Origin of the sequence: Nocardia asteroides, assembly GCF_021183625.1 — a bacterium.
Classification (GTDB): domain Bacteria; phylum Actinomycetota; class Actinomycetes; order Mycobacteriales; family Mycobacteriaceae; genus Nocardia; species Nocardia asteroides_A.
In genome coordinates this window covers 134,754-147,980 of sequence record NZ_CP089214.1, presented here as the reverse complement: position 1 = coordinate 147,980, position 13,227 = coordinate 134,754, and the positions used below count along the sequence as shown (strand labels likewise).

Annotated in this window: 14 protein-coding genes and 1 pseudogene; 4 read left to right on the top strand and 11 right to left on the bottom strand. The window is 71.5% G+C overall.

Features of this window, described 5'->3' with window-relative positions; all coding sequences use genetic code 11:
• Positions 1-4: 4 nt before the first annotated feature.
• From LTT61_RS00730 to LTT61_RS00700, 7 genes and pseudogenes are all read right to left on the bottom strand, one after another.
• Complete coding sequence (locus tag LTT61_RS00730) at positions 5-418, bottom strand: DUF7144 family membrane protein (RefSeq protein ID WP_233017967.1); 414 nt, start codon at positions 416-418, stop codon at positions 5-7.
• A 13-nt stretch (positions 419-431) separates the two neighbouring features.
• Positions 432-920 (bottom strand): DUF1269 domain-containing protein, encoded by a 489-nt coding sequence (locus LTT61_RS00725; protein WP_233017966.1) that lies wholly within the window; start codon positions 918-920, stop codon positions 432-434.
• A 114-nt stretch (positions 921-1,034) separates the two neighbouring features.
• On the bottom strand, positions 1,035-2,426 hold the full coding sequence (locus LTT61_RS00720) for a DUF1214 domain-containing protein (RefSeq protein WP_233017965.1): 1,392 nt from the start codon (positions 2,424-2,426) through the stop codon (positions 1,035-1,037).
• A 151-nt stretch (positions 2,427-2,577) separates the two neighbouring features.
• Positions 2,578-2,999: pseudogene (locus LTT61_RS00715) on the bottom strand (inositol monophosphatase family protein); the annotation flags it as partial.
• A 25-nt stretch (positions 3,000-3,024) separates the two neighbouring features.
• Positions 3,025-3,489, bottom strand: a complete 465-nt coding sequence (locus tag LTT61_RS00710; protein WP_233017964.1) for a group II truncated hemoglobin — start codon at positions 3,487-3,489, stop codon at positions 3,025-3,027.
• A gap of 14 nt (positions 3,490-3,503) precedes the next feature.
• A complete protein-coding gene (locus LTT61_RS00705) occupies positions 3,504-4,583 on the bottom strand; it encodes an NAD-dependent epimerase/dehydratase family protein (RefSeq protein ID WP_233017963.1) in 1,080 nt (359 codons plus the stop codon).
• Positions 4,580-5,074, bottom strand: a complete 495-nt coding sequence (locus LTT61_RS00700; protein WP_233017962.1) for a nuclear transport factor 2 family protein — start codon at positions 5,072-5,074, stop codon at positions 4,580-4,582. The genes LTT61_RS00705 and LTT61_RS00700 overlap by 4 nt, the downstream gene beginning before the upstream one ends.
• 202 nt (positions 5,075-5,276) lie before the next feature.
• On the opposite strand from LTT61_RS00700, the gene LTT61_RS00695 reads away from it, so the two are divergent.
• The 3 genes from LTT61_RS00695 to LTT61_RS00685 are packed head-to-tail and all read left to right on the top strand — an operon-like array spanning position 5,277 to position 8,428.
• Positions 5,277-6,338, top strand: coding sequence for a dihydrodipicolinate reductase (locus LTT61_RS00695; RefSeq protein WP_233017961.1), 1,062 nt, complete (start codon positions 5,277-5,279; stop codon positions 6,336-6,338).
• A complete protein-coding gene (locus LTT61_RS00690; RefSeq protein WP_233017960.1) occupies positions 6,335-7,705 on the top strand; it encodes an ABC transporter substrate-binding protein in 1,371 nt (456 codons plus the stop codon). Before LTT61_RS00695 ends, LTT61_RS00690 begins: the two co-directional genes overlap by 4 nt.
• 42 nt (positions 7,706-7,747) lie before the next feature.
• A complete protein-coding gene (locus LTT61_RS00685) occupies positions 7,748-8,428 on the top strand; it encodes a TetR/AcrR family transcriptional regulator C-terminal domain-containing protein (RefSeq protein WP_233017959.1) in 681 nt (226 codons plus the stop codon).
• A 61-nt stretch (positions 8,429-8,489) separates the two neighbouring features.
• On the opposite strand, the gene LTT61_RS00680 is transcribed toward LTT61_RS00685, so the two are convergent.
• A complete protein-coding gene (locus LTT61_RS00680) occupies positions 8,490-9,464 on the bottom strand; it encodes a GlxA family transcriptional regulator (protein WP_233017958.1) in 975 nt (324 codons plus the stop codon).
• Positions 9,465-9,565: 101 nt separating this feature from the next.
• On the opposite strand from LTT61_RS00680, the gene LTT61_RS00675 reads away from it, so the two are divergent.
• Positions 9,566-10,024, top strand: a complete 459-nt coding sequence (locus tag LTT61_RS00675; RefSeq protein WP_233017957.1) for a tautomerase family protein — start codon at positions 9,566-9,568, stop codon at positions 10,022-10,024.
• Here LTT61_RS00675 and LTT61_RS00670 read toward each other — a convergent pair.
• From LTT61_RS00670 to LTT61_RS00660, 3 genes are read right to left on the bottom strand one after another with little or no spacing between them, the layout of a single operon-like run.
• Positions 10,015-11,028, bottom strand: coding sequence for a phosphotransferase family protein (locus LTT61_RS00670; RefSeq protein ID WP_233017956.1), 1,014 nt, complete (start codon positions 11,026-11,028; stop codon positions 10,015-10,017). The genes LTT61_RS00675 and LTT61_RS00670 overlap by 10 nt on opposite strands.
• The gene (locus LTT61_RS00665; protein ID WP_233017955.1) at positions 11,025-12,317 is read right to left on the bottom strand and encodes an acyl-CoA dehydrogenase family protein; all 1,293 of its coding nucleotides are present in this window, start codon (positions 12,315-12,317) and stop codon (positions 11,025-11,027) included. The genes LTT61_RS00670 and LTT61_RS00665 overlap by 4 nt, the downstream gene beginning before the upstream one ends.
• 39 nt (positions 12,318-12,356) lie before the next feature.
• Positions 12,357-13,118, bottom strand: a complete 762-nt coding sequence (locus tag LTT61_RS00660) for an SDR family NAD(P)-dependent oxidoreductase (protein WP_233017954.1) — start codon at positions 13,116-13,118, stop codon at positions 12,357-12,359.
• Positions 13,119-13,227 lie beyond the last annotated feature (109 nt).

The window sequence follows — 13,227 nt, the reverse complement described above, 5'->3', positions numbered from 1 at the left end:
GCGCTCATCGACGGCCCGGCTGCCAGGTGGTGACGCCCCAGATCACCACCACGTTCAGGGCGATCATCGCCACCGCCCACCACGGGTACCAGGGCAGCCACAGGAAGTTCCCGACGATCGAGGCGGCCGCGATCACGATCGCGACGAACCGCGCCCACCCCGCGCCGCTGACCAGCCCGAGCGAGGCGATCACCAGCAGCACGCCGAGCACGATGTGCACCCAGCCCCACTCGGTGAGGTCCCAGCCGTACACGTAATCCGGTCCCGGGACGAAGATCTCGTCGCGCCCCACCGCGGAGACGCCTTCGAGGAGCGACAGCGCTCCCACCGTGAGCAGCAGTAGCGAGGCCGCGATCGAGGTGCCCGCCGCCACCTCCTGTCGCAGCCGGTGATCGGTCCCAACGCTCGTGCTTGTCATGTGCTGACACCTCTCAGGCGGCGAAGACCTCGCGCAATTTGGCTTCCTGCTCGTGCGACAGGTTGGTCGAGAGCAGCTCGGCCCGCTGGCCGGCGAACCGCTCGTGCACCCGGTCCAGGGTGGCGTCGGAGGTCAGCACGAACAGCGCCGAGGTGCCGGGGGTGATCTTCTCCTTCGCCCTGGCGATGAAGCCGTCGTCGATCCCGACGTCGGTCAGCGCGCCGGTGAGCGCGCCGATCCCGGCGCCCACCGCCACCCCCAGCAGCGGGACGAAGAACAGCAGCCCGAACAGCAGCCCCCAGAACGCGCCGCCGAGCGCCCCGGCGCCGGTCAGTGAGTTCAGCTGATGGGTCTTGGGCTTCTTCGCCCCCTCCGGCCACGTCACGATCGCCCCGTCGTGCACCGAGATCAGCTTCTCGCGCTGCAACTCCTCCAGCGTCCCGATCGCCTGATCGGCGCCGTCGGCCGAGGGGAACTTCCACACCGTCAAACTCGCAGCCACACCGGGCTCCTTCCACACTGACCCGCCCCGCCCCGTCGGCGGACCGTGGACTCCGACGCTAGGGATCACCCGGAGCGGTGGCCTCATCCGAAACGGGTGAACCCCGGTCGATGGCTATCCGGTCCGGATGAAGTCGCCCGGCCGCCACGTCCCGTCGAAGGCGGCCTGCTCGGGGCCGTAGATGCGGAGGTAGGCGAACCAACCGCGGCCCGGAACCGTCTGCAGCCAGCGGTTATCGGCATCCGGTGGCGGGGTCGGGCCGAAGTGCAGCCGCACCGGGCCGTCGTCGGGCAGTTCGCGGAGCTCGAGGAGCGAGCGCAGTGCGGCGACATCGCTCGGAGCCTGGACCTGGGAGCGGGTCGCGGCGTCGTAGACGGTGACCGACCAGAACAGCTTTTCCGGCACCGGGCGAGGCAGGTCGAGGGTGTAGGAGGCGGCGCCGTCGAGCCAGCTGCCGGTGTCGTCGCGGGCAGCCAGCCAGTACAGCGAACCGCTGCCGGGTGCGCGCCGGAACATCGCGGGTGAGGCGATGATCGCCTGGGCGAACCAGCGGTCGCGTGCCTCCAGGTCCAGCCCGGCCGGGGTGGTGAAGTTGCCGTTGTCGGCGACCAGGGCGACCCACTCCCAGGCGCGGTCGGGCCAGGCGACGCTGTCCGGGCGGGTGCCGGCGAAGGCGGAGACCAGCAGTTGATCGCGGCCGCGGCGGGCCGCCTCGGTGAGGAGCGCCGTCATCCGCTCGTCCGGGTCGAAGGTGCTTCCCTTGCCGATGCCGAGATCGGCGAGCAGGCCGTACATGGGGGCGAAGGCCGGCACGGCGGGTTCGCTGTCGAGGATGCGGTGCAGGACCCGCCAGTACTCCAGGTTGTCCTCCCAGCGCAGGCACGTGCTGTCCATCGCCTCGGCGGTGGTGTCGACGTAGCGCAGCACCCGGTCCGGGGCATCGAGCGGATACACCCGGATGGCCCGCAGCAACTCCAGCGCCGCGGCGAGATCTCCGCGCAGCGGCAGCGCGCGGAGCGCCAGCAGCAGGGTGTGCGACTCGGCGTGCGCCAGGTGGGCGCCGTCGGGGACCGGGCCGGTGTAGCCGGTGGGGGCGATCAGGTAGGTGCCGCCGTGCCCGGCGTCCGGGCCGGGGATCCCGAGATCGGTGACCCACTGCTGGTGGTGGTCGTCGACCAGCCCGATATACGGCCCCGCCGGCATCTCGATCACCAGCGGACCCGCTTCGATATCGAGCACCGCCGCGCCGTAGGGGGTGTCGGAGTTGAGGGTGAACCCCACTTGGCGCGGACCGGCGGCCGCGATCCCGATCGCCTCGTTGTCGGCCAGCCCCAGCTCCCGGTTGCCGTTGAAGATGCCCTCCACGGACACGGTCGGGTACCAGAATCGGTAGGCGATGAGCGCGCGCGACAGATCGGCGTCCGCACGCGCCTTCCGCGCCGTCTCCGGGTCGGGGAACCCTCCGGAGAAACCGGTGTTCGCGGAGCCGACCGCCGTCGAGGACATTGCCACTCCCATCCGGGCCGGCACCCGCGGCCGGCGCACGATCGAGACGCTGCCCCGGCGTGCGAGCGCGCGCCTCACCCGAAAAGGGTGATTTCGGCCTGGATCCGCAGGTGGTTCGCGTGCGCCGCGGCGATCGGTCAGGAAGCGGCGCTCAGCCGTCGATCGGGGCCGTCAGCAGCCGGAGAAGACGAGCCGACAACCCCGGCGCCGCGGCCACGGTGTGCCGAGAGCCGGCGGTGTGCGCACTGCCATCGGTGTCGGTGACCGTCGCCCCGCTTTCCCGCGCGATCACCACTCCGGCGGCGGTGTCCCAGGGCTTGTTCGACAGCATGACGCAGCCGTCGGTGCGGCCCTCCGCGACCCAGGCGAGGTCGAGTGCGGCAGATCCGAACATGCGGACGCGCTCGACGTTCGCCGCCAGCGCCGCGGTGAGCGCCAGACGCGGGCGATTTCTGTCGTCGGCTCCTTCGCCGACCGCGTAGTCACCGATCGAGATGATCGCGGCGCCCAGTTCGCGCACAGCGGGAGCCCGTGAATGAAATTCGACGTCCCGTCGATGGGATCGAGCACCCACCGGCGCGACGGTGATCTGCCCGGATCAGGGCTGGTAGGGCGGGGCCACTCCCCAACCCCAGTGCGGAACCGGTGCCTGCTCCATCACCTCGGCCCCGGGCTGCGAATTGTGCAGTGCCAAGCGGGTTCCCCATTCGAGGTAGCCGACGAGCGCGGCCCGGAACTCCGGGTCGTCGGGCAGCGAGGCATCGTCGGCGGCCAGGCTCATCAGCGAGGCGAAGCGGAAGCGCTGGTCGGGGGTGATGCCGAGGTTCCGGTGGTGCGCCAGCATGGTCGCGTAACCACCGCGGTGCTCGGTGTACGCGGCCGGACCGCCGAAAACCTCACTCCACCAGGTGGTGACGTGCTCGCGGTGCGCGACGGTGACCCCGCCGGGGAACAGCGGGCCGAGGAGCTCGTCGCGCTCCACCCGGTCGTAGAAGTGGCCGATCATGCGTTCGATGGCGGGCCTGCCGCCCGCCCACTCGTACAGCGTCGGAATTTCGCTCACCTGTAAGAGTGTAATCACTGCAACGGTGCTTCGGATGCCAGGATTTCGGGGCCGTAGCGGCGGGCGAGGAAGGTCCACGGGTCGGCGTAGCGGCCGCGGCGTTCGAGGCGGCGCTGCACCCGGAGGAAGACGAGGATGGCCGGGCGCAGGGCGGGGCCGATGATGCGCGGGAGCTGCCCGCTCGCTCCGGCGACCCAGGCGACGGTGTCGGGCCAGTCGTGCTGCTGGAAATCGAGTAGCGCCTGGGATTCGGTGGTGTCGAACCAGCCCGTGAAGCTCCAGCCGCGGTCGTCGGCGGGGTCGCCGGGGAGTCCGGCGCGCGGGCCGAGGCGGCCGAGGCCGGTCGCGGCGGCGATGTCGTCGCTCAGGTCCTGTTGCTGGTGCCGGTAGCTCGCGTTGCCCGCGATCAGCAGCGTCCGGCCCGCGACAGCGGAACTGCGGTCGACGGCGTTGGCGAAGGCGAGGGCGGCGTCGCGGGCGTCGACGGCGTGGATGCGGTTGTCGGTGGGGGTGGCGCGCATGAGCGAGAGGTAGTCGCCGTCGAGACGTCCGGCGCCGACCGGGGAGATGACCCCGCCGAGGCGCAGGACGGCGTGCGGCAGGCCACTGCCGGTGATCAGGGCCTCGCCGAGCACCTTGTCGGTGCCGTACTGATCGATCGGGGCGACCGGGGTGTCGGGGGTGATCGGCTCCGGATAGCGGTGCGGGTTGCGGGAGCCGTAGACGGCGGCGCTGGAGGCGAAGAGCAGCAGCGGGGGCGAATCGAGCAGCCGGGCCGCATCGATGAGGTGCGCGGTGCCGTCCACGTTGACCCTGCGGGCGCGGGCGGGCGCTCGATAGGAGATCGGGGAGTAGACGGCGGCCAGGTGCACGATCGCGGACGGCCGGTGTTCGGCGACGACGGCGTGCACGGCGTCGCGGTCGAGCAGGTCGACGAAGGACGGGATCAGGGCACCGCCGAGCCGGGCGGCGGCGGTTTCGGTGGCGTCGGTGCGGAGGTCCATGCCGACCACGGTGTGCCCGCGAGCGAGCAGCAGTTCGGTGCAGAGCGCGCCGATCTGGCCGAAGGCGCCGGTGACGAGGACGGTGCTCATAGTCCGCGCCTGCGGGCGAGGGCGGCGCCCGCATCGCGCAGCCGCGCGGACATCCGCACCGAGACCAGCGGGGTCCGGATGTCCTCCCGGACCCGGGTGAGCGTCGAGGTGGCGATGCGCCAGGCGGCGCCGTGCTTCTCGTAGGTCTCGTGGTAGTGGCCGTAGCCGTGCAGGTCGAGACCGGGGCCGAGGTGGACCACGTCGTGCAGTGCCCACACCCCGGTCGCGGTGGTGGCGGAGGTGAGGTCGATCTCCGGGTTGTGCACCTGATGCACGGTGACCTTGCCGTCGCCGAGGGTGGCCCGGATGTAGGCGACGAAATCGTCGGCGCCGGTGATGATCTGCCCGCCCGCCGCCGAGGTGTCGCTGACGAAGCCGTCGGTGAACAGCGCGCGCCACTCGTCCCACCGCTTGGTGTCGAGGTAGCGGCAGTACTGTGCCTTGAGTGCGGTGATCGCGAGAATCTCGCGCCACCCCGTCGACCCGTCCATCGCCGCTCCCGTTCCGCCGGACCGAATCCTGCCGGCTATGCCTAACACGACCTCTGAAGCAGGTCAAGAGTTCTTCCCCATCGGGACTTACTCGGTTGATTGATGTATTCAGCCAGTTATTTTCCGGCCGGGAAAAACCGGGGCGCGGAGGAGTAAGCAGGACGCGAGAATCTGATTAGTCGAGAATGAGAACGAGGTATCGATGTCGGCCAAGAGCTACCGGGTCGTGCAGTGGACGACCGGCAATGTGGGCAAGAGTTCGGTCAAGGCGCTGCTCGCGCACCCCGGGTTGGAGCTGGTCGGCTGCTACGCGTGGTCGCCGGACAAGGCGGGCAGGGACGTCGGTGAGCTGGTAGGGGTGGACCCGGTCGGTGTCACGGCCACCAATGACGTGAAGGCGCTGCTGGCGCTGGAGCCGGACTGCGTCGTCTACAACCCGATGTGGATCGATGTCGCCGAACTCGAGCAGATCCTGGCCTCCGGCGCCAATGTGGTGACGACCGCGTCGTTCATCACCGGCCACAACCTGGAGGCCGGCCGGGCCCGGCTCGAAGAGGCCGCACGCCGCGGCGGCTCCACCCTCTTCGGCTCCGGGGTGAGCCCGGGGTTCGCGCAGCTGCTGGCGATCGTGGCGGCCAATGCCTGTAACCGGGTGGACAAGGTGTCCATCGCCGAGCAGGCCGACACCACCTTCTACGACTCCCCCGCCACCGAGCGCCCGGTCGGCTTCGGCACCGCCATCGACGATCCCGCGCTGGCGGGCATGGCCGAGAAGGGCACCGCGGTCTTCGCCGAGGCGGTCCGGCTGCTCGCCGACTCGCTCGGCGCCGAGCTGGACGAGATCCGCTGCGTCGCCGAGTACGCGCAGACCACCGAGGATCTCGACCTCGGCTCCTGGACCATCGAGAAGGGCTGCGTCGCTGGCGTTTTCGTGAGCTGGCAGGGCATCGTCGCCGGGAAGACGGTGGTCGACCTGAACGTGCGGTGGCGCAAGGGCCAGACCCTGGACCCGGACTGGAAGCTCGACGGCGACGGCTGGAAGATCACCGTCGACGGCCTCCCCACCGTGACCATGAACGTCGGCTTCCTGCCGCCGCCGGACTTCGTCGGCGAGACCATCGCCGACTTCATGGTGCTCGGCCACGTCATGACCGCCATGCCGCCCATCCACGCCATCCCCGCGGTGGTGCAGGCGCGGGCCGGGATCGCCACCTACACCGACCTCCCGCTGACCCTGCCGCGCGGCATCCTGAGCGCCCGATGACCGCCCGGCTGCGCGCGGCCGCCGTGCTCGGCGCGGCCGCGCTGCTGATGCTCACCGGGTGCGGGCGCTCCGGTGAGCCGGAGCGCGAAGCGGCCGGAACTCCGACGGTCGCCGCGGAATTCGGCGATCTCGGCGCGGTCTGTAGCGAGGGATCGCCGACGAAGGCGACCGGGCGCGGGGTCACCGCGGAGAGCATCACCGTCGGGGTCGTCAGCGATCTGGGGTTCACCAAGAATCCGGAGTTCAACGACGCCGCGAAGGTCTTCGTCGACTGGTGCAACGATCACGGCGGCATCGCCGGGCGGCGGCTCGAGCTGAAGGTGCGCGACACCAGGCTCACCGAGGTCAAGCAGCGCATGCTGGAGTCCTGCCGCGACGACTTCGCGCTGGTCGGCGGTGGCGCCGGGCTGGACTCGCTCGGTGTGAAGGACCGGCTCTCCTGCCTGCTGCCGAGCTTCCCGGCCCAGGTGGCGCAGCCCGGCAGTGTCGGCGCCGATCTCGAGGTGAGCGCCTCCCCCACCACGCTGCCCCGGCATGACATCTACACCGGCTTCCGGCAGTGGCTGCTCGACGCCTACCCGGGCTCGAAGGACAAGATCGGCTACGTCAGCGCCGACTCCCCGGTCTCCAAGATCCTCGGCGACAAGGGCAAGGAGAGCTTCGAGGCGCTCGGTGCGCAGATCGTCTACGACGACCGCTACCCCATCGCCGGTGTGCCGGACTGGACCCCGTTCGCCCAGGCGATCAAGGACAAAGACGTGCGCGGGCTGGTCTTCAACGGCGAGCCGCGGCAGCTGGTGAAGCTGGAGGAGGCGCTCACCGGGATCGGTTACCGGCCGGACTGGATCGACGCCACCAACAACAACTACAGCGCCGGGTTCCTGGAAGGGCTGGGTAAATCGGTGGAGTTCCAGAACAATGTCGCCGATCTCGGGGGCGTCAGCCCGATCGAGGACGGGGCAGCCGTTCCGGTCATGGCGCAGGTGCGCGAGCTGTTCGCCGCATACGCGCCGGAGACCGAGCCGAGCTTCCCGCAGCTGCGCTCGCTCTCGGCCTGGCTGCTCTTCGCCCGCTCGGCCGCGAGCTGCGGTGACGACCTCACGCCGCGCTGCGTGTACGAGGCCGCCACCGCCGAGAAGGCTTGGACCGCAGGCGGTTTGCAGGCCCCGATCGATCTCACCGACCGCGACGGCACCTCGGTGTGCTTCAACATCGAGCAGGCGACCCCGGACGGCTGGAAGCCCGCCGACTTCCGCCCGGACACCGGGCCGTACCGCTGCGATGTGCGGCCGTACGCCTTCCGCAGCGACTACGGCGCGCCCCTGACGCTCGGCGATGTCGGGAAATCCATGGCCGACCTGCGGTGACCGGATACGCGACCGGACGGTCTGCCCCCGTAGGGTGGGAATATGAGCGAGGGGACGGGGGTACCGCGGCGGCCCGGGAGACCGGCCAAGCTGAGCCGGGAGCGGATCGTCGCCGCGGCCTCGGAGCTGCCGCTCGACTCGCTGACCATGCAGGGGGTCGCCGACCGGCTCGGCGTCGACCGCAAGGCGCTGAACTACTACGTCAGTGACCGGGCCGGGCTGCTGCAGCTGCTCGCGCTGAACGCCTTCGAGACCGAGATCGCCGGGCTGCGGTTCGGGCCCGAGACCGGGTGGCCGGAGCTGCTCCGGCTCTGCGCGGCGGCGATGCGGGCGGCGTATCTCCAGGTGGGTGGGTTGATCTCGGCGATCGACTTCGGCGCGGTGCGTGGCAACGACGCGCTCGGCACCGTCGAGCGCATCCTCACCCGGCTGATCGAAGCCGGGTTCACCTCGCGGGAAGCGGGGCGGACGCTGACGCTGCTCGCCGACATCGCGCGCGCCGCTGCCTACGAGACGCTGGAGAACACCGGCGGGCCGCCGGAGCCGCAGGCGCACAATGTGGTGCACGCGCTGGCCGGGGCGGGCGGCGAGCAGTTCCCGGCGCTGCGCCGGATCGCCGCCGAGCGCGATGCGGTGCGCGACCGGGGTGTGCAGTTCGAGTTCGACCTGGATGTCGTCCTCGCCGGGCTCGCCGCCCGCCTGCGCGACCGCGCGACATCCTGAGCCCGCGCGAACGGGCAGAGCCCGGTCGAACGACGAAGCCGCGCGAATCGCGTTCCGGCGGCTACCCCGCCGCGACCCCGTGTTTCGCCGCCGGCCGCAAGGCGCCCGGCGCTCGGCCGGTATGGCGCTTCACCAGCCGGTGCAGCGTGGCCGGGTCGGCGAGGCCGACGGCGGCCGCGACCTCGGCGAGCGGGCGGTCGGTGGTGCGCAGCAGATGCAGCGCGTGCCGCAGCCGGACCCGCGCGACCAGCTGCATCGGGCTCAGCCCGGCGGCGGAGCCGGTGCGGCGCGCGAGGGTGCGCGGGCTCAGGTTGCAGTGCCCGGCCAGCGATTCCAGGGTGTGCGGGTGCTCGGGGTGCGCGCGGACGAAGGATTCCAGCGCGGCGACGGCGTCGTCGCGGGCCGCGAGGTGCGAGGGGATGAGGAAGCTCGCCTGCGAGGCGCGCTGGTCGACCACCAGCCGGGCGGCGAGTTCGTCGGTGAGCGCGGCGCCGCCGTGCGCCCGCATGATCGCCAGCATCAGGTCGATGTGGGCGAAGGCGGCGCCCGCGGTGCGGATCGGGCCGTCGACCAGCACCATGTCGTCGAGCACGACCTCGGCGCCGGGCGCGAGCCGGGCGAGCTCGGCGCCGAGCCACCAGGTGGTGACGCAGCGGCGGCCGGCGAGCAACCCGGCCGCGCCGAGGACGAAGACCGCCGTGCAGGAGGCGGCGATCTCCGCGCCGCGCGCGTGCGCCCGGGTGAGCCACTGCCCCGCGATCGCGATATCGGGGGCGGCGAGGCGGGCGGTGATCTCCGCGCCGTCGGCGGCGCCGAGGCCGGGGACGACGACGATGTCGCGCGGCCGGGCACGGGCGAGGGGCCGGGCAAGGGCGGTGAGCCCGCCGCGCACCCTGACCTCCGGCTCGGGTGCGACGAAGCGCAGGTCGAAGGTGGGCTCGCCGAGGATGCGGTTGGCGGCCGAGACCACGTCGACGGTGCTGCCGACCGCGCTCGCGCTCGCGCCGTCGAGCACGAGCAGGTCGATTCCGATCATGTGGCGAATTGTGCAAGAAAGCTGTCATTCTCGCCACTGTCCGGGAGCCCGCGCCGGCGGCAGAGTCGAGGCGAAGGATCCGAACGAACGGAAGGCCCGACATGCCCCTGCTGCGAGTGACGCTGACCCCCGGCGCTTTCGACGACGCGCAGAAGGCGCGGCTGGCGGCCGCGCTCACCGATGCCTCGTGCCGCGCCGAGTCGCTGCCCGACGACCCGGGCAGCCGGATGGGCTCGCTGGTGCTGGTCGAGGAGCTCGCCCCCGGCTCCTTCTACTCCGCCGGGCACCCGGCCGATGCCGCGGTGGCGGGGGTCTTCATCGACTGGCAGGTCAGCGCCGGGGTGCTGGACGGCGCCCGCAAGGCGCGCTTCGCCGCCGAACTCCAGGCCGCGGCGAAGGCGGCCCGCGACGGCGACGACGGGCGGCTGGTGGTCACCTCGTGCGTGATCCACGAGGTGCCGGAGGGGCAGTGGGCGCAGAACGGCGCGATCCGGCGGCTGCCGGAGATCACCGCCCGCGCCCGCTTCGAGCACCTCACCGCGCTGATCGATCAGCGGTAGCCGGTGCTCTCCGCCAGCTCGGCCGCGCCCCGCATGAGCTTCGGCACGATCTCGCCGAACGCCAGCAGCTTCGGGTTGTCACCCGCGCGCTGATAGCCCTGCTCCAGCACGATGGCGAGTTTCCAGCGGGCCAGGATCAGGTAGTAGTCCAGGTCGTCGACCTGCCGCCCGGAGACCTCGGCGAAGCGGGCGACGAGCTGGTCGCGCGAGGGCATGCCGCGCACGTCGAGGTAGCCCGCGGTGGCTGCCTCCGGCGCGCTGGTGTCCTCGGGCCAGTCCTTCAGCGCCCAGGCCAGGTCGAGCTTGGGGTCGCCGATGGTGCCCATCTCCCAGTCCACGATCGCCGCGAGCCGGGCGGGGCCGCCGTGCGCGAACATGACATTGGCCCACTGGTAGTCGCCGTGCATGAGTCCGGGGACGAAGTCGAGCGGGCGGTGCGCGTTCAGCCAGCTGGTGGCGGTGTCCATGCCGTCGAGGTCGCGGCCCCTGATCCGCTCGAACATGCCGGTCCAGCGCTGCACCTGGCGGTCGTGGAAGCCGTCGGGTCTGCCGAGGTCGCCGAGGCCGCGGGCCCGCCAGTCCACGGTGGAGAGCAGCGCGACGCCTTCGACCAGGCGGTAGGCCAAGTCGGCCGGGTCTCGGTCGAAGGGCTCGGGCAGCCCCGCGCGGTGGTCCATCGGTGACCAGCCGTCGATGTGGCCCATGAGGTAGAAGGCGCGGCCGAGCACGGCCGGGTCGGCGCAGACCGCGACGCCGGCGGCGTGCGGGACGTCGGTGCCGTCCAGCGCGGCGGTGATCCGCCATTCGCGCAGGATGCCCTTGTCCCGCTCGGGCGGGGCGGTGGCGGGCGGGATGCGCAGCACGCTGTGGTGCTCGCCGCGGCGGAGTTCGTAGATCTCGTTCTGCGCGCCGCCGGAGAGCTCGGCGACCTCGAGCGGGGCGCCGGTGCCGATCCCGGCCTCGTCCAGCCAGGTGGCGAGCCGCGCCGTGTCGATGCCGCTCATCGCTCGTCGCCGAGGAAGTCGGCGTACTGCGCGAGCGCGGCCTCGCGTTTGCGGGGCAGCCACTCGGTGGGCCACAGCTCCTCGGTGGCGGAGTGGTCGCGCAGCACCTGGCGGGCGACGGTGGTCTTGTGCACCTCGGTGGGGCCGTCGGCGAGCCCCATGACGGCGGCGCCGGTGATCATCTTCATGAGCGGGACCTCGTCGGTGACGCCGAGCGCGCCGTGCACCTGCATGGAGCGCCAGGCGATGTCGTGCAGCACGGTCGGCATGACGGTCTTGACCGCGGCGATGTCCTTGCGGACCTTCCGGTAGTCGTTGTGCTTGTCGATCTTCCACGCGGTGTGCAGTACGAGCAGCCGGAACTGCGCGAGCTGGGCCCAGGAGTCGGCGATGTAGCCCTGCACGAACTGCTTGTCGGCGAGCGAGCTGCCCGCGGTCTCCCGGCTCAGCGCCCGCTCGCAGAGCATGTCGAGCGCCTTCTGCGCCAGCCCGATGGTGCGCATGGCGTGGTGGATGCGGCCGCCGCCGAGCCGGGTCTGCGCGATCACGAAGGCCTGGCCCGCGCCGCCGAGCAGGGCGGAATTCGGGACCCGCACCCCGTTGTAGTGGACGAGCGCGTGCTGCCCTGCGGCCTCCGGCTCGCCGTAGAGCCGGACGTCGCGCTCGATCACGATGCCGGGGGTGTCGGTGGGTACCAGGAACATCGACATGCCCTTGTACGCGCCCGCGGCGGGGTCGGTGATCGCCATGACGATATAGAAGGCGGCGGTCCTGGCGTTGGAGGAGAAGTACTTGCGGCCCTCGATCACCCAGTCGTCGCCGTCGCGGACCGCGGTGGTGGTGAACTGGCGCGGGTCGGCGCCGGCCTGCGGCTCGGTCATGGAGTAGCAGGAGAAGAGCTCGCCGTCGAGCAGCGGGCGCAGGTACCGCTCCTTCTGCTCGGGCGTGCCGTAGTGCGCGAGGATCTCGGCATTGCCGGTGTCGGGAGCCTGGCAGCCGAAGACGATCGGGGCCCACGAGCAGCGGCCCAGGATCTCGTTGAGCAGCGCGAGCTTCACCTGGCCGTGGCCCTGGCCGCCCAGGTCGGGGCCGAGGTGGGTGGCCCACAGCCCCTGCTCGCGCACCCGCTGCTTGAGCGGGGCGATGGCATCGCGGCGCTTGCCGGTGAGCGGCACGAACTGCTCGTGCGGCCAGACCAGGTCCAGCGGCTCCACCTCGGTGCGGACGAACTCGTCCGCCCAGTCCAGCTTGGCCTGATAGTCGGGATCGGTCTCGAAATCCCACGCCATGTCGTTGTCTCCTCGGTCGGTCGGTCGGGGTCGGGAAGGTCAGGGCATGCCGCCGTCGGAGCGCAGGGTGGCTCCGGTGGTGAAGCTGGAGGCGTCGGAGGCGAGGAAGAGGGCGGCACCGACGATCTCGGGCGGGCGGCCCGCGCGCTGCATGGCGTGTGCGCCGAACGGGTTGGGCACGGCGTCGATGTCCCAGCCCGCGGTGGCTCCGGTCAGGTGCGGGCCCGCCATCAGCGTGTTGACCCGGACGGCCGGGCCGAAGGCGAGCGCGAGCCCCTCGGTCATGGCATTGAGCCCGGCCTTGGCGGCGGCGTAGGGCACGATCGACGGGCGCGGCCGGATCGAGCCGGACGAGCTGACATTGATGATCGAGCCGCGCCCGGCCGCCACCATGCGCTCGCCGATCAGCACCGAGAGCCGGAACGGGCCCTTGAGATTCAGGTTCAGCACCGCGTCGAAGAGCTTCTCGCTCACCGAGCCGAGGGTGTCGTAGACGGGCTGCATCCCCGCGTTGTTGATCAGCACGTCGACCCGGCCGAAGCGGGCGTAGGCGGCCTCGACCAGGCCGTCCAGCTGGTCCCAGCGGCCCACGTGCACGGCGTGCGGCAGTGCGGCGCGGCCGGTCTCGCGCTCGATCTCCGCGCAGGTGGCCGCGCAGCTCTCGTGGTCGCGGCTGGCGATCACCAGGTCCGCCCCGCAGCGCGCGGCGGCGAACGCCATCTCCCGGCCGAGCCCGCGGCTGCCCCCGGTCACCAGCACGACGCGGCCGGTCAGGTCGAACAATTCGTCGGCGTAGCCCATGCTCCAGACTCTCGCTCTCAGTTCTCAGAATGCTATTCTTGATTCCGAGAGTGACATATTCGACACGAGCGCACAAGGAGGCCGTCATGCCGATGCCAAGGCCGATCCG